The organism is Luteibacter anthropi (genome assembly GCF_023699965.1).
GTDB classification, from domain to species: Bacteria; Pseudomonadota; Gammaproteobacteria; order Xanthomonadales; family Rhodanobacteraceae; genus Luteibacter; species Luteibacter anthropi.
In genome coordinates this window covers 3,379,956-3,404,192 of record NZ_CP077072.1, presented here as the reverse complement: position 1 = coordinate 3,404,192, position 24,237 = coordinate 3,379,956, and the positions used below count along the sequence as shown (strand labels likewise).

Annotated in this window: 21 protein-coding genes; 11 read left to right on the top strand and 10 right to left on the bottom strand. The window is 65.4% G+C overall.

The genetic code is table 11. The annotated features are described in order from the left end of the window. Nucleotides 1-55 precede the first annotated feature (55 nt). The gene (locus tag KR767_RS14780) at nucleotides 56-2,209 is read right to left on the bottom strand and encodes a S46 family peptidase (protein WP_250876804.1); all 2,154 of its coding nucleotides are present in this window, start codon (nucleotides 2,207-2,209) and stop codon (nucleotides 56-58) included. Nucleotides 2,210-2,369: 160 nt separating this feature from the next. Between KR767_RS14780 and tdh the strand changes: the two genes are divergently transcribed. The 3 genes from tdh (at nucleotide 2,370) to kbl (ending at nucleotide 8,416) form a co-directional block, all read left to right on the top strand. Next, nucleotides 2,370-3,404: an L-threonine 3-dehydrogenase gene (tdh, locus tag KR767_RS14775; protein ID WP_250876803.1), complete on the top strand. Its 1,035-nt coding sequence runs from the start codon at nucleotides 2,370-2,372 to the stop codon at nucleotides 3,402-3,404. A 142-nt stretch (nucleotides 3,405-3,546) separates the two neighbouring features. Further along, nucleotides 3,547-7,131: a DUF748 domain-containing protein gene (locus tag KR767_RS14770; RefSeq protein ID WP_250876802.1), complete on the top strand. Its 3,585-nt coding sequence runs from the start codon at nucleotides 3,547-3,549 to the stop codon at nucleotides 7,129-7,131. Between the two features lie 85 nt (nucleotides 7,132-7,216). Then, the gene (gene kbl, locus KR767_RS14765; RefSeq protein WP_166949579.1) at nucleotides 7,217-8,416 is read left to right on the top strand and encodes a glycine C-acetyltransferase; all 1,200 of its coding nucleotides are present in this window, start codon (nucleotides 7,217-7,219) and stop codon (nucleotides 8,414-8,416) included. Between the two features lie 168 nt (nucleotides 8,417-8,584). Here the strand turns inward: kbl and KR767_RS14760 are convergent, their stop codons facing one another. From KR767_RS14760 to KR767_RS14745, 4 genes are all read right to left on the bottom strand, one after another. Then, the gene (locus KR767_RS14760) at nucleotides 8,585-9,358 is read right to left on the bottom strand and encodes a pseudouridine synthase (RefSeq protein WP_250876801.1); all 774 of its coding nucleotides are present in this window, start codon (nucleotides 9,356-9,358) and stop codon (nucleotides 8,585-8,587) included. A gap of 212 nt (nucleotides 9,359-9,570) precedes the next feature. After that, a complete protein-coding gene (locus tag KR767_RS14755) occupies nucleotides 9,571-10,197 on the bottom strand; it encodes a C40 family peptidase (RefSeq protein WP_250876800.1) in 627 nt (208 codons plus the stop codon). Nucleotides 10,198-10,535: 338 nt separating this feature from the next. Beyond that, nucleotides 10,536-11,243: a YggS family pyridoxal phosphate-dependent enzyme gene (locus KR767_RS14750; protein WP_250876799.1), complete on the bottom strand. Its 708-nt coding sequence runs from the start codon at nucleotides 11,241-11,243 to the stop codon at nucleotides 10,536-10,538. Continuing rightward, nucleotides 11,240-12,685 (bottom strand): M20 family metallopeptidase, encoded by a 1,446-nt coding sequence (locus KR767_RS14745; RefSeq protein WP_166949571.1) that lies wholly within the window; start codon nucleotides 12,683-12,685, stop codon nucleotides 11,240-11,242. Before KR767_RS14745 ends, KR767_RS14750 begins: the two co-directional genes overlap by 4 nt. A 194-nt stretch (nucleotides 12,686-12,879) precedes the next feature. Between KR767_RS14745 and KR767_RS14740 the strand changes: the two genes are divergently transcribed. The 3 genes from KR767_RS14740 (at nucleotide 12,880) to KR767_RS14730 (ending at nucleotide 14,336) form a co-directional block, all read left to right on the top strand. Continuing rightward, nucleotides 12,880-13,194 carry a ComEA family DNA-binding protein gene (locus KR767_RS14740; RefSeq protein WP_166949569.1) on the top strand — a complete coding sequence of 105 codons (315 nt, stop codon included), beginning with the start codon at nucleotides 12,880-12,882 and terminating at the stop codon, nucleotides 13,192-13,194. Nucleotides 13,195-13,311: 117 nt separating this feature from the next. Beyond that, nucleotides 13,312-13,773 (top strand): SET domain-containing protein, encoded by a 462-nt coding sequence (locus KR767_RS14735; protein ID WP_250876798.1) that lies wholly within the window; start codon nucleotides 13,312-13,314, stop codon nucleotides 13,771-13,773. A 17-nt stretch (nucleotides 13,774-13,790) separates the two neighbouring features. Next, complete coding sequence (locus KR767_RS14730; RefSeq protein ID WP_208392585.1) at nucleotides 13,791-14,336, top strand: GNAT family N-acetyltransferase; 546 nt, start codon at nucleotides 13,791-13,793, stop codon at nucleotides 14,334-14,336. 12 nt (nucleotides 14,337-14,348) lie between these two features. Here KR767_RS14730 and KR767_RS14725 read toward each other — a convergent pair whose 3' ends face one another. From KR767_RS14725 to KR767_RS14715, 3 genes are all read right to left on the bottom strand, one after another. Then, nucleotides 14,349-15,260, bottom strand: coding sequence for a hypothetical protein (locus KR767_RS14725; protein ID WP_250876797.1), 912 nt, complete (start codon nucleotides 15,258-15,260; stop codon nucleotides 14,349-14,351). After that, entirely contained in the window at nucleotides 15,257-17,482 is a 2,226-nt protein-coding gene (locus KR767_RS14720) for a M1 family metallopeptidase (protein ID WP_250876796.1), read from the bottom strand. The genes KR767_RS14725 and KR767_RS14720 overlap by 4 nt, the downstream gene beginning before the upstream one ends. A 91-nt stretch (nucleotides 17,483-17,573) precedes the next feature. After that, a complete protein-coding gene (locus tag KR767_RS14715) occupies nucleotides 17,574-18,440 on the bottom strand; it encodes a 2OG-Fe(II) oxygenase (RefSeq protein WP_250876795.1) in 867 nt (288 codons plus the stop codon). A 111-nt stretch (nucleotides 18,441-18,551) separates the two neighbouring features. Here KR767_RS14715 and KR767_RS14710 point away from each other — a divergent pair, with 111 nt between their 5' ends. Continuing rightward, on the top strand, nucleotides 18,552-18,959 hold the full coding sequence (locus KR767_RS14710) for a DUF3224 domain-containing protein (RefSeq protein WP_250876794.1): 408 nt from the start codon (nucleotides 18,552-18,554) through the stop codon (nucleotides 18,957-18,959). On the opposite strand, the gene KR767_RS14705 is transcribed toward KR767_RS14710, so the two are convergent. After that, a complete protein-coding gene (locus tag KR767_RS14705) occupies nucleotides 18,935-19,195 on the bottom strand; it encodes a GIY-YIG nuclease family protein (protein ID WP_166949559.1) in 261 nt (86 codons plus the stop codon). The genes KR767_RS14710 and KR767_RS14705 overlap by 25 nt on opposite strands. A gap of 32 nt (nucleotides 19,196-19,227) precedes the next feature. Between KR767_RS14705 and KR767_RS14700 the strand changes: the two genes are divergently transcribed. Then, complete coding sequence (locus tag KR767_RS14700; protein ID WP_250876793.1) at nucleotides 19,228-20,277, top strand: aminotransferase-like domain-containing protein; 1,050 nt, start codon at nucleotides 19,228-19,230, stop codon at nucleotides 20,275-20,277. Here KR767_RS14700 and tcdA read toward each other — a convergent pair whose 3' ends face one another. Next, complete coding sequence (gene tcdA, locus KR767_RS14695; protein WP_166949555.1) at nucleotides 20,278-21,096, bottom strand: tRNA cyclic N6-threonylcarbamoyladenosine(37) synthase TcdA; 819 nt, start codon at nucleotides 21,094-21,096, stop codon at nucleotides 20,278-20,280. 64 nt (nucleotides 21,097-21,160) lie between these two features. Here tcdA and KR767_RS14690 point away from each other — a divergent pair, with 64 nt between their 5' ends. Genes KR767_RS14690 through KR767_RS14680 form a run of 3 tightly spaced genes read left to right on the top strand, consistent with a single transcriptional unit; the run spans nucleotide 21,161 to nucleotide 23,998 of the window. Continuing rightward, nucleotides 21,161-21,550, top strand: a complete 390-nt coding sequence (locus KR767_RS14690; RefSeq protein WP_250876792.1) for a cytochrome c — start codon at nucleotides 21,161-21,163, stop codon at nucleotides 21,548-21,550. Nucleotides 21,551-21,581: 31 nt separating this feature from the next. Further along, a complete protein-coding gene (locus KR767_RS14685; protein WP_250876791.1) occupies nucleotides 21,582-22,961 on the top strand; it encodes a sensor histidine kinase in 1,380 nt (459 codons plus the stop codon). Further along, complete coding sequence (locus tag KR767_RS14680) at nucleotides 22,961-23,998, top strand: response regulator (RefSeq protein ID WP_166949549.1); 1,038 nt, start codon at nucleotides 22,961-22,963, stop codon at nucleotides 23,996-23,998. Before KR767_RS14685 ends, KR767_RS14680 begins: the two co-directional genes overlap by 1 nt. Nucleotides 23,999-24,237: the final 239 nt, after the last annotated feature.

The window sequence follows — 24,237 nt, the reverse complement described above, 5'->3', positions numbered from 1 at the left end:
GTAACAGTGGCGCAGTGACCTCCGGCACGGATGTGCCGGAGGTCATGCTGCGGCATCACTTGCCGGGAACACCCAGCTCGCGCAGCAGGGCCGGCGACGGGTACACCTTGTCCATCAGCCAGCGCATGTAGCGCATGTCCACGTGGATGGCCCGCTTGTAGCGCGGGTCGTACATCCAGCTGGCGCTGACGGCTTCCCAGTTGCTGTCGAAGTTGAGGCCCACCAGCTCGCCCTTCGCGTTCAGCACCGGCGAGCCCGAGTTGCCGCCCGTGGTGTCGAGGTTGCTGAGGAAGTCCACCGGCATGTCGCCCGTCTTCGGGTCGGCATAGCCAGTGAAGTCGCCCTTGCGGATGGCGTCGAGTAGCGGCTTCGGCGCATCGAACGGTGCCTTGCCGGTGTTCTTCTCGACGATGCCCTTCACGGTGGTGAGCGGCGCGTAGGCCACGGCATCGCGGGCGATCAGCGGCGTGACCTTGCCGTAGCTCACGCGCAGCGTGGAGTTGGCATCCGGATACACGGCCCGGCCCTGCTTTTCGCGGTAACCGATGAGCGCTTCCATGTAGGCCGGGCGCAGGCGCAGCAGGTCGCCGTCACGGCTCTTGCGCTCTTCATCCGTGCGCAGCAAGGCAGGGCGCAGCGTGCGTGCGGCCACCAGCAGCGGATCGTTGCTCTTTTCGATTTCGGCCGGCGATGCGCCAAACAGACGCAGACGCTCGGCTTCGTCGCTGAACTTCGTGCCGGCATAGATGGCATCGAGTGCCTTCGCCAGTTCGTCCGGCGTACGACCGAAGACCTTGTCGACCTCGGCGAGATGCTGCGAGGCCGGCAGCTTCTGGTAGCGCGTCATCAGGGCCGTGACGAAGGCCTTCTCCACGCGCGGATCGTAACGGCGCTGGATCTGCTTCAGCTGGCTCTGGATCAGTTCCTCGTCGCGCTTCTGGTAGCCGGATTCGCGATCGGCATCGGCCTTCGGCCGCTCCATGGACAGGCGGTCTATCGCAAGTGCGCCGCGCAGCAGCTGGGTCTGGGTGTTGAGCACCGCCAGCAGCAGGTCGCGCTCGCGCGTGTCCTTGCCCTGGGCGATCAGCGTCATGACCTGGTCGATCTGTGGCTTGAGCGTCTTCGCTTCGGGGCGCGTGGCCAGCCAGGCCAGCATCGCGGTTTCGTCTTCGCGGCGCGTGGTGACGGCGTCGCTGCGTTCCAGGCCTTCCAACTCGCCGCTGAATCGCTTGATGCCGTTCTTCAGCGACTGCAGCTGCGAGGCGTAGCGGATGCCGGCTTCCTTGTCGGTCTTGCCCTGGGCTTCGATGATGTCCTGCAGTTCCTTCATCACCGCGACCGTGGTCGGCAGGCGCCACTGCACCTGGTCGGCGAATTCGGCGGCCGTGCGATGACGGTAGGTGATGCCCGGGTAACCGGCCAGCATCACGAAATCGCCCTCTGCCACGCCTTCGGTGGCGAGTTTCAGATGCGACGGCGGATGGTAGGGCTTGTTGTCCGGCGAGTAGTCGGCCGGCTTGCCATCGGCGCCGACATAGGCGCGCAGGATGGTGAAGTCGCCGGCATGGCGCGGCCACACGAAGTTGTCGATCTCGTCGCCGTAGTTGCCGATGGCGCGCGGCGGTGCGTACACGAGGCGCAGGTCGCGCAGTTCGAGCTGCTTCACGAGGTAGAAGTCGCGGCCGTAGAACATGTTGGCCACGCTGCAACGGACGCCCTCGTCCTTCTCGCACTCGGCCACGAGGGCCTTGCTGGCGGCGTCCACGGCATCGTAGTACGCGCGACCGGTCTTGCCCTTCGCGTTGGCGAGGATGCGCTCGGTCACCTTGTCGAAGCCGACGGTGACGCGCAGGCGATAGTCCGGGTTGGCCGGCAGCTCGGCCGCCCGGTCGGCGGCGACGTAGCCATTGGTGATGAGGTCGCGGTCGGGGCGCGAGTTGTACTGGATCACGCCGAAAGCCACGTGGTGATTGGTGACCACCAGGCCATCGTCGGACACGAAGGAGCCAGTACCGCCGCCGACGCGCACCACGGCGTTGAGCGGTGCGCGGGTCAGGTCGGCCAGGTCACGGGCATCGCCGCGGAAGCCGGCTTCCTTGAGGTTCTTCGCAATGCTGGGCAGCTGCGACGGCATCCACATGCCTTCGTCGGCCTTGGCATCGAGGGCAAGTGCCATCGCGGCGCTGAGTATCATCGTGCGGATTCGCATCGTGTAGGGGACCCCTGTCTGGTTCGCAAATCCTTGCGACCATAGAGGGGTGGGCGTTCGCTGGCAATGGCGCAGCGCACAAGATAGGCGCTTCCGGCACGCCTATAATGCCGGTTTGGTTCGCGTCGCGGACCCTCCCTCCCACGGAATACGAACGACCATGCAGCAGACGATGAAGGCGCTGGTAAAGCGCAAGGCCGAACCGGGCATCTGGATGGAAGAAGTGCCGGTACCGCAGGTCGGCCCGAACGAGGTGCTGATCAAGCTCGAGAAAACCGCGATCTGCGGCACCGACCTGCACATCTACAAATGGGACGAGTGGTCCCAGCGCACCATCAAGCCGGGCCTCACCATCGGCCACGAGTTCGTCGGCCGCGTCGTCGAGATGGGCCCGGGCGTCACCGGCTACAAGGTGGGCGACCGCGTCTCCGCCGAAGGCCACATCGTGTGCGGCCACTGCCGCAACTGCCGTGCCGGCCGCCAGCACCTGTGCCCGAACACCGTGGGCATCGGCGTGAACCGCAACGGCGCCTTCGCCGAATACATGACCATGCCGGCCTCCAACCTGTGGCCGATCCCCGACCAGATCCCCTCGGAGCTGGCTGCATTCTTCGACCCCTACGGCAACGCCGCGCACTGCGCCCTCGAATTCGACCTGATCGGCGAAGACGTGCTCATCACCGGCGCCGGTCCCATCGGCATCATCGCTGCCGGCATCGCCAAGCACGTGGGCGCCCGCAACGTGGTGGTCACCGACGTCAACGATTACCGCCTGAAGCTGGCTGCCGACATGGGCGCCACCCGCGTGGTCAACGTGGCCAACCAGTCGCTGAAGGACGTCGTGAAGGATCTGCACATCGAAGGCTTCGACGTGGGCCTGGAAATGAGCGGCAACCCGCGCGCCTTCAACGACATGCTCGAGTGCATGTACCACGGCGGCAAGATCGCCATGCTCGGCATCATGCCGCGCGGCGCCGGCATCGACTGGGACAAGGTCATCTTCAAGGGCCTCACCCTGCAGGGCATCTACGGCCGCAAGATGTACGAGACCTGGTACAAGATGACCCAGATGGTGCTCACCGGCTTCCCGCTTCAGAAGGTGCTCACCCATCAGATCGCCATCGACGACTTCCAGAAGGGTTTCGACCTGATGGACGCCGGCCATTGCGGCAAGGTGGTCTGCTCCTGGACCTGAGGGCGTAATCCCTCCCCCGCCGCGGCTTCCTGAGTCGCGGCTTACAGCCCCGCTTCAGCGGGGCTGTTTACTATCGCCCCTCTTTTCAGCCCTGGCAGGGATTACACTGCCGCCAGGGGCCACGGACACGAGGGGCTTCACCATGGACACACCCAGGAAACGGACCATCCACTGGCGGAAAGGGCGCGATGCCGCCCTGGGTGTCTATCGCTCGCGCCGAAGCCGGCGCATCGCTCTTGGCGTTGTCATTGCGCTGGTCGTTTTCGGCCTGCTCGGCTTCTTTGCCGCGCCCCCTCTTATTCGCTCGCAACTGGCCAGCCGCCTTGGCGCTGCCATGGATCGTCCGGTGACCGTGGAGCGGGTGAGCCTCAATCCGTTCACCCTGAGGCTCACCGTCGAACGCCTGCATATCGGCGAGAAGGACGCAAAGACGTCCTTCGTGGATATCGGCAAGCTCACCGCCAATGCCTCCTGGAGTTCCGTGTTCCGGCTGGCACCGATCCTGGATTCGCTGACGCTCGACCAGCCCTACGTCCATATCCAGCGCAGCGCGCCGCAGCGCTTCAACTTCACGGACATCGTCGAGCGCTTTGCCACGCCGGCAGATGCCAGGCCCTCCGATCCGGCACGTTTCGCCCTGTCCAACATCGCCGTGCACGGCGGCCGCGTGGACTTCGACGACCGCGTGCTCGATGCCACCCACAAGCTCGACGCCATCGAACTGGGCGTGCCCTTCATCGCCAACCTGCCCAGCGACGCCGACATCTACGTGCAGCCCTTGCTCACGATGAGCGTGGACGGCAGTCCGTTGCGTCTGCAAGGACAGACCAAGCCCTTCGCCGATAGCCGTGAGTCCGTGCTCGACCTGCGGTTGGATCGCCTCGAACTGCCGCGCTACCTCGGCTTCGTGCCCGTGGATCTTCCGGTCGCCGTGCCCGACGGCAAGCTGTCCGGTCGCGTGGGCGTGCACTTCCAGATGACGAAGACCCAGCCGCGCATCGTCGTCGATGGCCGCCTCGTCGTCGACGACCTGCGCGTGACCGGCAAGGACGGCTCCGCCCTGCTGGGGCTCGGCCATGGTGAGCTGGGCCTCACCGCCCTCGAACCGCTGACGTCGCGCTACCGCCTCGGACAGGTTGCACTGCATGGGTTTTCGCTTCGTTACGCCCGCCTGCCCGGCGGCAAGAGCAACTTCGACGCACTGACGGGGCCACCCTCGCCGCCCACTCCGGACGCAAAGCCCACGGATGTCAGGATCGATACGCTCACTCTCGACGATGCGCGTATCGAATACGCGGACCTCGCCGCCCCCTCGCCCGCCCACCTGGTCCTCGACCAGTTGCAGGGCACGCTGCGCAGTTTCAGCACGGTCAAGGCGCCGGAAGCCCAGCTCGACGTCAAGGCACGGCTCGCAGGTGGCGCCATCGCCACCCAGGGCAAGCTCGATCTCGCCGCCCAACGCTATGCCGGCTCGCTGGATCTGAAAAACGTGTCGCTGGCGGCGCTCATGCCGCTGACGCCGCCGCTGCTCGCCGCCGACATCACCGGTGGCTCCGTGGGCGCCAGGGGTGAACTGAACTTCGACTGGCACGATGCCGTTGCCATCCGCATCACCAGGGCGGACGCCTCCCTCGACGGATTCAAGCTGGTTCCCCACAACGGCAGCGCTTCGCCCGTAGCCTGGAAATCACTGACCGCAAAGATCGCGCTGGTCGATCTGGCCACCAGTGAGGCGCGCGTCGATCAGTTGTTGCTCGACGGACTCACGCTCGACCTGAAACGCCTGGCCAACGGCAACCTGGATATCACCGGCATCATGCCGCCGCCCGCCAGGCCTGCGGCGCGTGCACCGGCAGCCAATGGTTCCGCCTGGCGCTGGAGCATCGCCCACGTCGGGCTCAGTGACGGCACCGTGGTCCTGCACGACGCGCGCGCCCCCGGCAGGCGCGACGGCGTGACGTTGCAAGCCAAAGCCTTTGGCATCGACGGCCTGTCCGACGACATGCGCAAGGCCGTCAAGCTCGACCTCAAGGGCGCCTTGGGCAAAGGCGATTTCAGCGTCAGCGGTGACGTGAAACCGCAGCCGCTGGATGCAGACCTGCGCATCAACACCACGCGCCTTGATGTTGCGCCGCTCCAGTCGCTGGTAACCGTGCCCCTGAACGTGCGCGTGGGCAGCGGATTGCTGAGTCTCGACGGACAAGTGCGGTACACCGATCGCGGCACCCAGTCACCCCTGCTTGCCTACCGAGGCAATGCCACGCTGGGCCGGGTGCGCGTGCTCGACAAGGTTACCGACGACGACTTCCTGCGCTGGTCCTCGCTCAATGCATCGGGCATGACGTTGCGCTTCGGCGACGACGTACCCCATGTCGCCATCGGCGGCCTCGCGCTGGACGATTTCTATGCACGTGTCATCGTCAACGCGAACGGTCGCCTGAACCTCCAGGATGTCGTGGCCCATCCGGAAACCCAGGGTGCCGTATCGGTGACACAGGCGCAGGCCACGCCCGCACCTGCCGTGCCGAAAGAAGAAACCCCGGCCGTGCAGGCGCCGCCTGCCGATGTCCACATCGGCCGCATCAGCCTGACCAAGGGCAACCTCAACTACACCGACAACTTCATCAAGCCGAACTACACCGCCGACGTCACCGACCTCACCGGCAAGATCGGCGGCTTCGGCACCGACACGGCCACGACGCCCGCCGACATCACCCTGCAAGGCCAGCTCGACGGCAACGCGCCCGTGGATATCGGCGGCACGATCAATCCGCTGACACCCGTGGCCTTCCTCGACATCACCGCGAAGGCCGAAGGCATCCAGCTCGCCAACCTGTCGCCCTACTCCGGCAAGTACGCCGGCTACCCGATCACCAAGGGTCGCCTCAACGTCGATGTCCACTACCTGCTCAACGAGCGCAAGCTCACGGCTGAAAACCACATCTTCATCGACCAGCTCACTTTCGGCGACCGCATCGAAGGCCCGGGCATCAGCCATCTGCCGGTCAAGCTCGCCGTTGCCCTGCTGAAAGACACCCAGGGCCATATCGATGTGCGCATTCCCGTCAGCGGTTCACTCGATGATCCGCAGTTCAGCCTGAGCGGGCTGGTCTGGCGCGCCATCGGCAACCTCATCGTGAAGGCGGTCACCTCGCCGTTCCGGTTGCTCGCTTCCATCGGCGGCGGCCGGGAAGACCTGGGTTACGTGGAATTCGCTCCGGGTTCCGACGTGCTGGATGCCGCCGGCCAGGCCAAGCTCGCCGACATCGTGAAGGTACTCAGCCAGAAACCCTCGATCAGCCTGGATATCGTCGGCCGCGTCGATCCTGCAAAGGACGAAACCGGCCTGCGCAAGGTCATGGTCGATAACCTCGTCCACGACGAGCAGGTGAAGGACAAGGGCGACGACACCACGCCGCCCACCGCCGACGAACAGGCGAAATATCTCGAACGCGCCTACCGGCATGCCTCGTTCCCCAAGCCGAAAAACTTCATCGGCCTGACCAAGTCGCAACCGCCGGAGGAAATGCGCACGCTGATGGAAACGAACATGCCGGTGGATGCCGACGCCCTGCGCCATCTCGCCGAGCGCCGGGCCAACGCCGTCCGCCAGTGGCTGCAAGGCAAGGTCGACGACAAGCGCGTCTTCGTGGTGGCGCCCAAGACCGATGCCAAGGGCATCGACGACGCCGGCAAGACCACCCGGGTGGATTTCGGCCTGCACTGAGACCGTCCATGCGCGCCCGAAGGTTTTCCCGGGCGCGCAAAGGCCTCACAATCGGGAGTCTTCCACCCCTCCCGGACCCAGCACCATGACCTACCCCGGCCAGACGCGTTTCGCCAGCGAACTCGAATCCATCCGTGAACAGGGCCTGTTCAAGAGCGAGCGCATCATCGTCTCGCCCCAGTCCGCCCAGATCGAACTGGAGGGCGGTCGCAAGGTCCTCAACTTCTGCGCCAACAACTACCTGGGCCTGGCCGATCACGCCGACGTGATCCAGGCAGCGAAGGACGCACTCGACACCCACGGCTTCGGCATGGCCAGCGTGCGCTTCATCTGCGGCACGCAGGACCTCCACAAAGAACTGGAAAAGAAGATCGCCGACTTCTTCGGCAAGGAGGACACCATCCTCTACGCCGCCTGCTTCGATGCCAACGGCGGCCTGTTCGAGCCGCTGCTGGGCGAAGAGGATGCCGTCATCTCCGACGCCCTCAACCACGCCTCCATCATCGACGGCATCCGCCTGTGCAAGGCCAAGCGCTTCCGCTACGCCAACTGCGACATGGCCGACCTCGAAGCCCAGCTCCAGGCCGCCGATGCTGCCGGCGCCCGCACCAAGCTGATCACCACCGACGGTGCGTTCTCCATGGATGGCTTCATCGCGCCGCTGGCCGAGATCGTCGCCCTGGCGAAGAAGTACAACGCGCTCGTCCACATCGACGAATGCCATTGCACCGGCTTCCTCGGTGATACCGGTCGCGGCTCGGCTGAAGTACATGGCGTGCTCGACCAGATCGACATCATCACCGGCACCCTGGGCAAGGCCCTCGGCGGCGCGCTCGGTGGCTTCACCACCGGCCGCAAGGAAGTGATCGAGATGCTGCGCCAGCGCTCGCGTCCTTACCTGTTCTCCAACTCGCTGCCCCCGCACGTCGTGGCTGCCGGCACCAAGGTGTTCGACATGCTGGCCGCCGCTGGCGAACTGCGCGAGAAAGTGAAGGAAAACACCCGCTATTTCCGCGAGAAGATGACCGAAGCCGGTTTCGACATCCGCCCGGGCCAGCATCCGATCGTTCCGGTGATGATCTACGACGCCAAGCAGGCGCAGCAGATGGCTGCTGAACTGCTTGACGAGGGTATCTATGTCACGGGGTTCTTCTTCCCGGTGGTGCCCCAGGGCAAGGCCCGCATCCGTACGCAGATGAGCGCAGCGCACACCCGCGAGCATCTCGACAAGGCCATTGCGGCGTTTACCAAGGTAGGCAAGAAGCTGGGCATCCTGAAGGCCTGACCATCACCTTGTAGGAGCGCGCCTTGCGCGCGATCGGGTTTCGCGATAACCGGTCGCGCGCAAGGCGCGCTCCTACACAGGGGTGAGGTTGTCGTTGACTGGGGTCGCGCGCAAGGCGCGCTCCTACAGGGGGGGTGTCGTTGGTTGGGGTCGCGCGCGGGTGCGCTCCTACGGGCGGCGGCGGAGGGTCTGGATTTCTTCGAGGGTCAGGTGGCGCCATTGACCCTTGCCCAGTTCGCCCAGGGCCAGGTCGCCGATTGCCACACGGAACAGGCGCTGCACCTCGAAGCCCAGGGCTGCCATCAGGCGGCGGATATGACGGTTGCGGCCTTCATCGAGGGTCACTTCCAGCCAGGCGGTTTTCTCGCCACGCCGAAGCACCGAGGCGCTTCCTGCCCGCAAGGCCTCCCCTTCATCCACCACCCCTTCCAGCATCGCCGTCACGGTGGCTTCGTCAGGCTGGCCGGATACCTGTACGTGATAGGTCTTGGGCACATGAGTCGCCGGGTCGGTGATGCCCGCGGCCCATACCGTGTCGTTCGACATCAGCAGCAGGCCTTCGCTGGCCTTGTCGAGCCGTCCTACCGCGCCCAGCCACGGCAGGCCTGCGCCTTCCAGCAATGAATACACCGTATCCCGGCCGCGCTCGTCGGCCGCCGTGACCACCAGCCCGCGTGGCTTGTTCATCACGATATAGACCGGCGCCGCCGACTGCGCGCCTTCGCCGTCCACCTCGATCCGCTCATGACCCGCGATGGGAAACTCCGGGTCACGGATCACGCGCCCGTCCACGCGGACCCGCCCCTCCCTGGCAAGGCGTTCGCCTTGGCTGCGCGAACAGATGCCGCGCTTGGAGAGAACCCGGGCAAGGCCGAAGACGGGTGTAGAAGGTGCGCGGGTGGGCCGCGAGGGGCGCACAGGACGGGGAGGACGAGCAGGCATCGGCCAAGCATACCCGCGCATCACCCCCTGTAGGAGCGCGCCTTGCGCGCGACCATCCTTGCCCCGGTCCCCATCTGCGCAAGGCATGTGCGTCGTCGCATTCACCGGTCGCGCGCAAGGCGCGCTCCTACGGGGGTTCGCGGATCGAGGGGCCAAAAAAAAACGGCATGCCGAAGCACGCCGTTTCGGAAATATACGTTGAAGGGTACCCGTCAGATCTTGGAGATGCCTTCGGGACGCTTGGCGCCCACGAAATGCTTGGCCCAGTAGGCCTCGTTCAAGCTGTCGACGCGGACGGTCTTGCCGGCCGACGGAGAATGGATGAACTGACCGTTGTCGATGTAGATGCCCACGTGGGAGATGGCCTTGCCACGGGTGCGGAAGAACACCAGGTCGCCGGCCTTCATGTCGGTGCGCTTGACCTTGAGACCCGCCAGGAACTGGCTGGCCGAGTTGGTCGGCAGATCGAGGCCGATGCTGTGCAGGAACACGTAGCGGACGAAACCGCTGCAATCGAAACCGGTGGCCGGGGCGCGACCGCCACGGTGGTAACGGATATCGCGGAGCTTCATGGCGAGGGCGAGCAGCGCCTCGCGGGCGTGGCCATCGACGTGGCCGGCAAGCTTGTCGGTGGCGGCGGCGACCAGGCTGTCGTCTTCATCGTCGCCGTTCTCATCGTCGGCAGCGACGGGAGCCTTGGCGAGCAGCGGAGCCTTGGGAGCGGTGAGCGCGGCCACGTCCGGAATGGTGGACTGGGCCAGGGACGTTGCCGGGGCAAAGACCGGCAGGTCGGTCAGCAGGAGCGATGCGGACTGGTCGAGACCTTTTGGTGCGTTCACCGTATCGGCGAACGCAGGAGCAGCGGCGAAGCAGCAGGTGGCTAACGCGAGAGTGGTCAGTCGCTTTAAATGCATGAGCGAGAAGGCCCTATTCATCGTCAAGTTAAGCCGCCGTGAAGGTGGACGACCGTGAACGAGCGGTGAAGTTATCAAACCGCATCGCCCTTGTTGTTGGCATAAAGTTAAAAAGTGCCATTCCTAGGAAATATTCAGAGAAATCGTAAGAAACCACCGTCACAAACGTGAATTCTGAACAGATTTAGACACTTGCATAAAGGACGCGTAAAGCGCCAGCGCCGCCCGTCGGGCGAGGCCTTAACGAATGGAATAAATCCCTGTTATGGCGCGGGATAATCGCGGGCACCGAAGATCGCACTACCGATGCGCACTTCGGTACTGCCCTCGGCAATGGCCAGGGCAAAATCGCCGCTCATGCCCATCGACAGCCGGGACAGCTCATGCCCGGCATCGCGTGCCCGGTCGCGCCAGTGGCGCAGGTGGGCAAAGCAGCGACGAACCACGGCCTCGTCGTCCGAAGCCTCGGCCAGGGTCATGAGGCCGCGCACGCGTAGCGAGGAGAACGCCTTCAGCTCTCCCAGGAAGGCCGGCAAGGCCTCCGGAGGCAAGCCGTACTTGCTCTCCTCGGCAGAGGTCTTCAGCTGCACCAGGACATCGATAGCGCGCCCCTGGGCCTGCATGGCCTTGTCCAGCGCCACGGCCAGGTCGAGGCGGTCCAGCGACTGCACCTCGGCCGCCACCTTCGCGACAGCCTTGGCCTTGTTCGTCTGCAGGTGGCCGATCACCACCCAGTCCAGCGACTCGGCGGCCAGCTCGACCGCCTTGGCCTGGATCTCCTGCACCTTGTTCTCGCCGAAGCGGCGTTCGCCCAGGGCGACGGCTTCACGGACGACGTCGGCACCGAAGGTCTTGCTGACGGGCAGCAGGGTGACCTCCGCCGGATCGCGGCCTGCCTCGCGGCAGGCCGTGTCGATCCGCGCCCGCACGGCCGCGAGGCGGCCGGCGAGCGTGGACAGGTCGGCGCTCATGCGCGCGACGCTTCCTGGAAGTGGCGGGCGACCACGCTGGCCACCACCATGCTCACGCGCTTGCCTGTCGGGATATGCAGGAACTCGTTCGGACCGTGCGCGTTGGAATGCGGGCCCAGCACGCCGGTGATGAGGAACTGTGCCTTCGGGAACTTCTCGCCCAGCATGCCCATGAACGGGATGCTGCCGCCCTCACCCATATACGCCGCGGGCTGGCCGAAGTAATCCTGCGAGGCCTGGGCCACGGTCTCTTCAAGCCACGGCGACAGTTGCGGCGCGTTCCAGCCGCTGCCGTCCTTTTCCAGGTCGAAGCTCACCTTCGCACCGTACGGCGGGTCTTTCTCAAGCAGCTGCTTGAGGAACTGGCCGGCCTCGGCACCGTTGAGCGTCGGCGGCACGCGCAGGCTGAGCTTCACCGAGGTCTTCGGGCGCAGCACGTTGCCCGCGCTGTCGAGCGGCGGCATGCCACCGATGCCGGTGACCGACAGCTGCGGACGCCAGGTGCGGTTGAGCACCAGCTCGGTCAGGTCGTCGGCGGCCGGCTTCATGCCCTCGACGAACGGGAACTTGTCATAGATGGCCGTGCCAAGCACCTCGGCCGACTTGCGGGCCTGCTCCACGCGCTGCGACGGGATCTCGACGTAGAGCTCCTTCGGGAGGATCTTGCCGGTGTCCTCGTCTTCCAGGCGGCTGAGCAGGTCACGCATCACGCGGAAGCTCGACGGCACCACGCCCGAGGCATCGCCCGAGTGCACACCCTCTTCCAGCACCTGCACGGTGAGGTTGCCGCCGGTCATGCCGCGCAGCGAGGTGGTGAGCCACAGCTGGTCGTAATTGCCGCAACCGGAATCCAGGCACACGACAAGGGCCGGATTGCCGATGCGATCGGCCAGGTGATCGACATAGTACGGCAGGTCGTAGCTGCCGGATTCCTCGCAGGCCTCGATGAGGATCACGCAACGGGCATGCGGCACGCCCTGGTCGCGCAATGCCAGCAGTGCGGCGAGCGAACCGAAGATGGCGTAGCCATCGTCGGCGCCGCCACGGCCGTAAAGCTTGTCGCCCTTGATCACCGGCTTCCACGGGCCGAGGTCATCGGCCCAGCCCGTCATCTCCGGCTGCTTGTCGAGGTGGCCGTACAGCACCACGGTTTCGTCGGTGCCCTTGTCGCCGTTGAGACCCTGCGCCGGCACATCGATGTAGATCAGCGGCGTGCGGCCTTCGAGCTGCACCACTTCGAGCGTGGCACCGGCCAGCGCACCCAGCTTGGAGTTCGCCCAGGTGGACATGAGCTTCACCGCCTGGTCCATGTAGCCATGTTCGCGCCAGTCCTTGTCGAACATCGGCGACTTGTTGGGAATGCGGATGTACTCGACCAGCTGCGGGACGATTTCCGCGTCCCAGAGGCCGCTGACGAAGGAAGTGATGCGTGAGGTATCCATGGGGAAAGGACTCGTTGGGCAAAGCGCGATTGTAGCAGCGCCGACGGTTCACCCTGCCGCCCGACAGCCGCGCCCGGAAAGCACGCCAGCGATGCAACGACGCGAAACGGCGTCATGCGCCGGTTCGGCGCATGACGGTGCAGGCGCAGAGTTCGACGTCGCGTCGTCCGACGCGTATCGCACAGGAGAACCGCATGTCCCGACACATCCTCGCACTCGCCGCCCTGCTGGCTGCCATGCCCGCTTTCGCATCCACGCCGGTCAACATCAACACGGCCGATGCCTCCACCCTCGCCCATTCGCTCGATGGCGTGGGTCTTGCCAAGGCCAACGCCATCGTGGCGTGGCGCGAAGCCAACGGCGCCTTCGAATCCGCCGACCAGCTCGCCGACGTCAAGGGCATCGGCGCCTCGCTGGTAGACCGCAACCGCGACGCCATCCTCCTTGGCGACGACAAACCGGCAAAGAAGAAGGCCGCGGCGAAGCCTCGTCACGCCGACGGGGAGTGAGCCGGCGGGCGGAAGGGCCACCCCCTTCCGCCCCGGTCCGAAAGCGCTACACTCGCGCCCCAAGCCGGGACGGAAGCCAACCGCCAGCCGAAACGGCAACAGGGGCCTGATGATCCAATGATCCTGCCGCGTTATCGCATCGCCGCGTCTGGTATTCCTGGCGCCGGCAAGGGCTTGTTTATCGACGAATTCGTGGCCGCGGGCAGCGTGGTCACGGCGCCGGATGCCATCGATCGCACCTACGGCTGGGCCGAGATCCAGTCGTCCCCCCAGCTGTCCGCCCAGTTGCACGCCGCAGCCCGCTGGTTCGGCGACCGCTACACGATTTCTCCCGACTGGCCGGACGAATGCTACGTAAATCATAGCTTCCAGCCGACGGGAATCTGGCATCTGGGCTTCATCTTTGCTGCCAAGGACCTTCCGCAAGACACTGAAATTACAGTGGATTATCGGCACCTGCTCGCGCCGGGGCAGAATGAGGACTTTGCCGATGCGGAAACTGGTGAGAAAATAACCGGCTTGTCCTGGCAGGAGAGCCTCGCGCTGAGTACCCGCGCGCTGGCTTCCCTGATCGGTTGAAACCCTTGGTCACTTCGATGGCAATCAGCAACATCCCTGTCCTGGAAACGCCGCGCCTGCGGCTCACAGCCCTTACCGAGAGCCATTTCGACGACTACGCGAGCATGCTCGCCGACGCCGAAAGCACTCGCTGGATCGGCGACGGCCAGCCCCTGGACCGCATGAACGCGTGGCGCTCCATGGCCATGCTGCTGGGTCACTGGGCCCTGCGCGGCTGTGGCATGTGGGCGATCGAGCTGAAGGCCACCGGCGAGTTCATCGGCCGCGCCGGCCTCATGAAGCCCGAGGGCTGGCCCGACCTGGAGCTGGGCTGGATGCTGAAGCCCGAGCACCGCCACCACGGCTACGCCACCGAAGCGGGCACCGCGATCCTCGACTTCGCCTGGAAGCAGATGCACGCCCAGCGTGTGATCAGCCTGGTCCGCATCGGCAACGAAGCCTCCGATCACGTTGCGGAACGCCTCGGCGGCGAGCACATCGACAACATCGACTTCCTGGGCGGCGCGACCCACCTGTTTGCGTATTACCCGCCCCACCGCGAAGCCCGCCGCGCGGCGGGCTGATTCGCATATCGCCTACAGCGCCGGCGCGAAATCCGTGCGTCGGCGACGATGGGCAGGATTCGTGGCCACCAGGCCCGCGAGCGCCAGCAGACGTGCCGAGCGCATCCACGCCACGATGGCGACGCCGAGTTGCACGATAAGAAACGCAGACACCACGCCGGTGCCCACGGCGCTCGTGTGACCGCGCCAGACGGCAATCACCAGCGAGCCGGCGGCGCCGATGGCCGTGATCGCCATCCAGATCAACAGGCAGGCCAGCGGCCGGCGCAGGAACAGCATCACCCCCCGCCCCATGGCTCGAAACGCCGAGCGCAGGCCTACATCGGCAATGAACTGGGCGCGTGCCGATTCCACGACCGTCTGCACGATGGCGAAGCACAGCGCGGTCAACGCCATGCCGCCGTATTGATACCCGCGTGCCTTCGTTTCCAGCGTGGCCGCATCGATGCCGTCGTCCACGACGGAAGAAATACCCATGGCGGCGAGGACAAACAGTCCATAGGGCAGCAACGCGAGCAACATCAGCCTGAGCTGCCGCCCGTACTCCGTTGCGCCACCCTGGAGCAATGCGCCGAAGCCCAGCGACCTGCCCGCACGCCCCGACGCCACGACCATGCCCGTGAGGAAGGGGGAGGCAAGCAAGGTCAGCACTGCGCCAACCACAAAACCCGCGCTTATCCAGGCATTGCCACGCAGGGCGTCGGCCACATCGCTGAACATGAGTCCATCGAAACGGCTCGCCCAGGCAGGCGCATGCACGGAATGCGCAAGCAGGCCATCCAGCGTCTTCCACAGGGGCAGGGTCACGACGAGGGTCGGCACGAGCGTGATCAGCACCCACAACACGATGAGCTGTCCTTGCAGTGCCTGGAAGGCGCCCTTGCCAAGGCTGGCCAGGGCCGACCGGGGAGCACGTGTGTTCATAGGGTTCCCATCCATGCATAAAAGCCCTGGAGCACGGCCGCGATATCCGAGCTCCAGCGTGTGGACGCCGAATGGTCGGCCTCCACGGTGCGGCTGTCGTTGAGCTTGTTGGTATCCAGATAGATACGGCGCTCGGGATCGAGTTCAGCGGATACGGCCTTCGCACCATGCGTGAAATCGAAGCGCGCCCAGCGACGACCATCGTTCCAGTTCACCGTTTCCGTCGCGCCATCCGCAAAGGTCACCTTCAGCACTTGCGGCACGGCCTCTCCATCGCGCCATACCGTCACTGTCGTTCGCCAGGGGAACGGACCGGTGCCTTCCGCCGCGTCAGGGTGCGCACGATGCCATGCGTTGCGCTGCCTTTCGATGGCCTCGTCGTTGTCGTCCGACGACAGTTCGACGCGCTTGCCATCCCGTATCGACAGGCCGGCCAACGGCAACACCTCGGTGCTGGTGATGTCGCTCACCCGGTCGTCGACATAGGCCACGCCGTGCACGTAACGCGAGAACACCTCGTCCACGATGTCCTGCCTGCCCGAGGCTTCGACCAGACTCTGGCGGAAGTCGGCGATGGATGGATGGCGGAACTTCCAGCGTTCGTAATAAGCGTGGAACGCCTTGCCCATCACCTCGCTGCCAAGTCGCTGTTCAAGATCGTGCATGGCCGTGGCCGTGCGTGAATACACCGTGCCGTACTCGGCGTTTGAAAGACGGTTCCACGAATTCTGCCCCAGCGGATCGGCTGCTGCCGCGAGGGATGCCGTCATGCGTTCGAACACGAAGGCACCGAACTCCGGATCGATGCCGAAGAAACGCAAGAACGGCGTCGTCATATGCACGCCCTGCCTGCGCTCGCTCAGCATCCGGTCATCCCAGAATTCGTTGAGTCCCTCATCCAGCATCGGCTCCTCGAATTCGTTCGAAGCCAGCAGGCCGTAGAAATAGCCATGGCCGAATTCATGGATGGTGGTGAAGTCGATCAGTATCTGGGCAAGCGTGCCGGGCACCACGCGCAGTGCGTTGTCCACCGTGTAGAAGGTGGGATATTCCATGCCACCGGCCTCTCCCCCATGGAAGGGCGGCACCACCGCCGTCACCGTGCGATAGGGGTATGGCCCGAGCGTGCGCGAGAAGTAGGTGAGCGAATCGGTGCTGGCTTTCAGGATGGGCCCGGCCACGGCCTCGTATTCGCGCGGATAGACCACCTTCACGGCCACCGGCGGACTGCCCGGCCCCTGCCATGTCGTCTCGCGCGTAAGGAAATCCCGCGCTGCCATCCAGGCGAAATCGTGCACGTCGCCCTGCGTGAAGCGCCACGTGGCCTGGCCGCCTTCGACGACCGGCGCCCCCTGCTGTTCGCCCACGGCTGCCACGACGTAATCCTTCGGCAACGTGATCTGCACGTCGTAGTCGCCGAAGTCCGCGTAGAACTCGCTGTTGAAATGAAACTCGTGGACATTCCAGCGGGGTTCGGTCGCCCCGCGCTCGCCCGGTAGTTCAAGCACGCCGATCTTGGGGAACCACTGGGCCACCAGGTGAAAATCGCCCACGTAGCCCGTGCGCTCGATCACCCGCGGCAACTGCGACTGGAAGGTCATGCCCAGCGTGACAGAGGCGCCGGGTGCCACGGGCTGCGCCAGATCGACGCGAACCACCGTGTGGTCGGTCTGGGGGCCGCCGTCCGGATGCACGTGACGCCACTTCAGTGTCGCGCCGTCCTGTTCTACCGATGACAGGTCGATATATCCCCATTCGCCCTTGCCCACCTCGCCCGCGCCACGCGCATGGCCCGGCGACAGCGTCCGCCGCTCGGTGAAGAAAGTGCTGCCCTCGCTTTCGAACGCATTGAGATACAGGTGCAGGAATACGGCCGACACGGGACGATCGCTACGATTGCGCCAGGTCAGTTGTTCGCGGCCATCCACACGGTGCCGCACGGGATCGAGCGTGGCCTGGATGCGGTAGGACACGACACGGTCGGACAGGTGCTCCTGCCCTTCATGGCGCGGACCACCCCAGGCATCCGGCGAGCTGGGGGATGTCACCCCGGCGGCGTCGCGCGAGGCAAAGGGAATCTCGACGGGCACCGGCGGTGGCACGGGAGGAGCCTGCACCGTGGCCGCGGATGCAGGCGCATCCTGCGCCGGTGCAATGGATGCCCAGGTCATCACGCACACCAGTAATCCACCCACGACCCTGTTTGCTGCCGGTCGGCGCATCGACACACTCCCCTGTTATTCGTCGAGATTGAGGGAGCGCACGATACGTCGATATAGGCCGGAGGTCATGCCCGGATCCGGCCCGATCCCGTTACACGAACGAGCGCTCGCGCATCCACTTGGTGACGATCCATTTCTCGCCGCCGCGCACGGCGGCGCCACCGTGCAGGGTCAGTGGGTCGAGCGAGCCCTGTGGCGAGAGGTATTCGAAATAAAGTGCCTGCCCCTTGCGTGGCACGTAGTTGAAATCCACGCGCGGGAAGATCGTCTCGCCGCCCTCGTCCACATCGTTGAGGTACATGATGAGCGTGGACACCCGTTGCCCGCCCTGGAGCATGCAGGCCTTGCCACCCTTCTCGGTGGGGTCGAAGTAATCGAAGTGCGGGCGGTACTCGCCGCCCACGCCGTAACGCATCACCTGCAGGCCCTCGCCCTGCTCTTCGGGCAGGCGCATGATGCGCGACACCCGGCTGTCGATGCGGGCGACGAGTTCGTTTTCGCTGCGCTGGAAGTAGGCACCGTCGCTGGTGCGGATATCCATCACGACACTGCCGCCCTGCTGGCCGCCGACCACCATCGAACGCTTCAGGCGCGCCGCCGCCATCTCGCGGAACGCATCGCATTCGTCAGCCGACAGCACGCCGTCGAGCACCGCGACGACGGGCTGGGTCATGCGGACAAGAACCCGCACCTGGCGGTCGCCGGCATCGATGACGTGGCTATCGGACAACCGCCCGCGCCAGGGCGTGACCACCGGCGGCGAGGTCTCGGAGGGATATCCCTCCGAGCGCTGGCGGGCCTCGTTGATCGCCGCCCAGGAGGCGCGCTCGTCGAAGCCGTTGTCGAGCATCGTCTGCAGGATGTCCACCGCGCGGGACCTGGCACGCAGTGACTCGTCGATCCAGCCCAGCCATTCGGGCGGGATGCGCATATGTCGGTTGTGAGAGGTGACGTCCATGGCGTGTCCTCCCTTGTCAGAGGAACGATCCTGTTCCATGGTGTGCCGGTTCGCGGATGGTCCGCCAGACCGCATCCTAGCGTCTCGACCAAGTTCACAGGTAGCCCCGCCATGTCACATACCGCACACGGCACGTTCGAGGTGAAGCTGTCTCCCACCGGAACCGACGAGGGTCCGGGTAGCCATCTGGGCACCCTCACCCTCGACAAGCATTACCACGGCGACCTGGAGGCCCCGTCGAAAGGCCACATGCTCACGGCAGTGAGCAGCGCCGTGAAGGGCTCCGCGGCCTATGTGGCGGTGGAGCGCGTCGAGGGTGCCCTGAACGGCAGAAAGGGCGCCTTCGCACTGGTCCATCGCGGCATCATGTCTGCCGGCGGACGCGAACTGCGAGTCGATATCGTGCCGGACTCCGGCGAAGGCGAGCTTCAAGGCATCGCGGGCGAATTGCGGATCATCATCGAGGCAGACGGCACGCACCGCTACGAACTCGATTATTCGCTGGCAGCCTCTCCCTGAACACCCAGCCACGCCAGCTTGCGCCCGCGCGGCAACCGCTTCAGTTCGTACTCGGCCTTCGATGCCGAGGACCGGTCGGGAAACGGCCGCGAGCCAAGCAGGCGCACGGGCGGATGGGCGCGCGTATAACGCGCCCCTTTGCCAGCCTCGTGCGCGGCGTAACGTGCCGGAAGGTCGTTGGTGATTCCGGCATACCACGCACCGTTACGGCATTCGATCAGATAGACGCACCACATGGGCGCAAGCGTATCGCGCCGGACACCTGTTCATGAACAACCACTACGACCTGGCCGTCAACCTTCCCCTGCGCGCGACGGCAACCGCCAGGCTGACGGAGGCATTTGGCCGTTTCCTGATCGAAGCCCGCATGCTGGGCTACCCGCTCCCGGGCGGCGATCCCGCCGTGCTGGCAGCGCTTGGCGAATGGATGACGCGACATGGGGGGCACCGTCATGTCGCGCCCCGCCACCTTGTCCTGACCCTGGGTGCACGGCATGCCCTGTCCCTGGCTCTGGACGCCACGTGCCGGCCGGGCGACATACTGTTGATGGAAGCACTGACGTATCACGGCTTCCATCGCGCCGCCACGGCGCGCGGCATCAAGGCGGTGAGCGTCGCGATGGATGAGCACGGCATGCGCGCCGACGCCCTGGAGGAAGCGGCCCAGGCCAGCGGTGCCCGCACCGTGTATGTACAGCCCACGCTGCACAACCCCACGACGATCACCATGCCACCGCAGCGACGCGAAGCCATCGCCGCCGTCGCGACGAAGCGTGGGCTCACCATCATCGAGGGCGACGTGTATTCGCCCTTGCTTCGTGACGCCGCCGTACCACTGGCCGATCTCGTTCCGGAGCGCTGCTATCACGCCGGCGGCATCGGCAAGGTGCTCGGCCCGGGCCTGCGTATCGGATGGCTCCGCTGCCCGGGCATGGTTGCCAGAGAGGCCGCCGCTGCCGTGTTGGCCGATGCCACGGACGGATTGCCTGCCTTTCTTCCGGCCATCGTGGCCGACTGGATCACCGACGGCACGGCAGATGCGTTGCTGGAAGAACTGCGCACGGCACTCGACGGGCGCAACGCCATCGCCCGGACGATGCTTGGCGCCGGTCTCGTGACGGGCGGCGGCATGCATGCCTGGCTGCCCTGTGAGTCCCCACAGGCATGGGCCACGCGTGCCGCAGAAGCCGGCGTTGGCGTAACCGTGGGTAGCGACGTTGCGCAGGGCCATGCCCGGGGCCTGCGAATCAGCCTTACCGCAGAAGAGGATGGCAGGCGCCTCGAAGAAGCCCTGCGGATCGTCGCCGGCCTGCGCTGATCAGCCCCTGACGCGCGCCGTCAGCTTTTCCAGTGCCTTGCCCACGGCAGCAAAGGCGAAGGCCCCCGTGACATGCGTGGCCGCGCCGAGGCCGCCGCCACAATCGAGCTTCAGTGCGTCGCTGCCCGGAGGGCGTACCCCGCAGACGCTGCCATCGGCCTGCGGATACTGGACGTTCTGCATCGAATAGACCGCCGAGACACCGAAGAAGCGATCTGGATTGCGGGGGAAGCCATGTTCCTGGCGAAGCTTCTTGCGGATCATGCTGAGCATGGCGTCGTGCTCGGTGCGCGACAGGTCGCGGACCCGGATCAGGGTAGGATCGGTGCGACCGCCCGCCGCACCGACCGTCACCAGGGGCAGCTTGCGCCGGCGGCACCAGACGATGGTCTCCAGCTTCACCTTGAGCGCGTCGCAGGCATCGATGACCATGTCGTAGCCACGGTCCAGCAGGTCGTCCAGGTTCGTCGGCGTAAGGAAGCTCTCGATGGCCTCCAGGCGCAGCAATGGATTGATCGCATGGGCACGTTCCGCCACGACACCCACCTTGGGCTTGCCGTACTGGCCATCCAGGGCGTGCAGCTGGCGGTTGGTGTTCGACACGCAGACGTCGTCGCCGTCGATCAGCGTAAGCCGGCCGATACCACTGCGGGCCAGCGCCTCGGCGGCCCAGGAGCCCACGCCCCCGACACCGATGACGCATACGTGGGCGTCGGCGAGGCTTTGCAGGCTGCCTCGGCCATAGAGCCGTTCGATGCCGGCAAAACGCTCGGCCTGGGCGGTACTCACGGGAATCTCTGTAGACGACAAAGCAGGCATTATCTCATATTGAAAGAATGGGACCGTCGGCTATGCTGGCAGTCTCATGATCCATGGACATCCGATGCGCGCCCTGCTCCTCGTCATCCTCGGCCTCGCCATTGGCGCGATCGGGGCGACCTTCGCCCTGTCGGCGCTGCGCCAGGGCACGCCGTACCACAAGGCCGTGATGGCGGTTATGCAACACCATATGGGCGCGCTGCGCGACAACGTGCGGGCGAACCGCTGCGAAGCCAAGGTCACGACCGGGCATCTGCTGCGCCTGCGCCAGGAGGCCGGGGATATCGGCGACGCGTTTCCCGGGGCCGACACCGGCTTCGGACAGGCCGCCACGCACCTGGCGTCCTCGCTGGACGACGCCATCGCGGCGGCGCCCGCCGATTGTGCCGGCCTTACGGCCGTGATCGCCCGGGTGGGCGAGTCCTGTCAGTCCTGCCACCGGCAGTACCGATGAACCGCATCCTGAGCGCGACCCGGGGGAACCGATGATGAGCCCGCCAGAGGACAGGCCGCCAACCCAGAAGCCGTTCGTCCACATGCAGTGGTGGCTGCTGTTGCGCGCCATGGCGCGCTTCGAGACCACCATGTTCCTGCGCACGCGCTATTCGCAGCCGAAGATGGTGGCGATCGGCGTGGTGGGCAGTTTCTCGCTGGCGGTGTACTACCCCATCTGGGCGTACCTGTTCCCCCAGCCGTACGAAAACCTGCCGATGCGGCTGATCTGCAGTGCCACGTTCATCCCGCTGGCGCTGCTGCCATGGTGGCCGCGGCGCCTGCGCACCCATCTGCCCACCTACTGGTACTTCGCGATGACGGTGGCGATGCCGTTCTTCGTGGGCTACATGACGCTACGCAACGCCACGCCCGCCTGGCTGATGACCCACCTGGCCTGCGTGATGCTGCTGATGATGCTGTTCGACATCGCCAGTTTCTTCCTGGTGTTCACCCTGGGTACCCTGCTGGCGGGGCTGGTCTTTGCGCTCTCGCCGGACGCGCACCTGCACGGCCGGACCATGCTCGAATACGTGCCGCTGCTGCTGTTCGGCATGGTGGGCGGGGCCACCTGCACGGTCTCGTCCAACATGGCCGAGCAATCGCGTATCGACGCGCTCACGGCCGCCTCCAACAATATCGCCCACGAACTGCGCACTCCGCTGGGCTCGCTGCGTATCGCCGCGCGCGCCGTGGCGCGCTATATGCCCGACCTGCTGCGCAGCCACCGGCTGGCGGAAAGCGAGGGGCTGGCCGTGCCGGAGATCCGCACGCAGAACCTGCATGCCCTGGAACGCAGCATCGGCGTCATGGAGCGCGAGGTCACCTACGCCAACACCATCATCGACATGCTGCTGCTGTCGGCACGGCCCATCGGCGAGGTGCCGCTCACGCCGCTCAGCGCCCGGGATTGCGTCGAGCAGGCCCTGCGGCGCTTCCCGTATGGCTCCCGTGCCGAGCGCGACCGCATCATGCTGTCCCCCACGGGCGACTTCCCTCTCAGCGGCGAAGAGACGCTGGTGGTGCATATCCTGTTCAACCTGCTTCGCAATGCGCTTTTTCATACGGACCGCGCCGGCAAGGGCGAAATCCGGATCTTCGTAGAACCGGATGAACCCACCAACCGCATTCGTGTCTACGACACGGGGCCAGGCATCCCACCGGACGTCCTGCCGCGCATTTTCAACCGTTTCTACTCCTACGCCAGCACCAGTGCAGGCGCAGGCACGGTGACAGGGCTGGGCATAGGCCTCGCTTTTTGCCGCGCGGCGATGGAGCATATGGGCGGTAGCATCGTCTGCCGAACCAACCTGGGTGAGTTCACCGAATTCATCCTTACCTTCCCGCATCCAGAAACCGGGGACCGGCAGTGATGACGTTGAACTCGCAGGGCGATATCCAGCCCTTCCATTTTCCGACCACCACGGTGCTGGTGGACGACCACGAGGAATACCTCGACGTCGTGCCGCTGCTGCTCGACCCGATGGTCCGTGTACGCACCTTCAGCTCGCCCCGTAGTGCCCTGGCCACCCTCGGCAACAACGGCAGCCGCCCCGTGCCCGGCGGCGGCTGGCTCTATCGGTGGAAAGACCGCCCGTCCGAAACCCAGGAGCTGGTGGCCCTGGACATCGACTCGATCCATCGCGTGGTCTACGACCCCGAGCGCTTCGCCGAGATATCGGTGGTGGTGGTCGACCAGGCCATGCCGGAGATGGACGGCATCACTTTCTGCAAGCGCCTGCCGAACCCCCACATCGGCAAGATCCTCCTTACCGGGCGCGCAGACGACGCCACGGCCATCGATGCGTTCAACTCCGGCGTCATCGATCGCTTCATCCGCAAGAGCGACCCGCTTGCCATCGAAAAGCTGCAGACCGCCATCGTCGAGCTGCAGCGCCGCTATTTTGATCGTGCCAGCGCCTTCGTGGCCGAGACCCTGGCCCTGGGCAATTTCCGGTTCCTGCGCGATCCGGCATTCCGCGAAGTGCTGCAAAGCGTCACGGCCACGTTCCAGCCCGTGGAGTGCTATGTGCACTGCAATCCCACCGGCCTGCTGCTGGTGGACGCCTGGGGCATCGGCCGCTTCCTGCTGGTCCAGACCGACGAAGACCTGCGCACGCATTATGAAATTGCGGCAGATCTGGGGGCTCCTCCTGCCGTGCTCGACGCCCTGCGCAGCGGCGACGCCCTGCCCTGGTTCGCGTCGCGTGACGGCTTCTACCACAAGGGCGTGGAGAATCCGGAAAGCCACATGTACCCGGCGACGGCAGTCTCTGGCGAACAGTGGTATTACTACGCGCTCATCGACGATGTAGAGCGGTTCCGTCTCCAGCATGTGAAGTCGTATCGCAGCTGGTTGCGTGAGCAGGACCTGAGCCTTTCGGCAGACAGTCGTCCACGCTTCATCTGAGCTGTCCAATTTTCTCAAACGGAGAGACATCCCCGTGGCCCACTATTGGGCCTACGGCGACGTCCCCTGCATAGGAATGCACTTTGTCGTTCCGACCCGACGGGTCTGGCGACGTCTCTACTGGTAAGGCAAGAGGCGGGATTCCCCAAGGGAATCCACAGGATGCCTCGACTCACATCACGCGCTGGCCGGGCGAGGCCTGCGCGCGTGTGCAGCACGGGCGTGCTGCGCACGTGGAT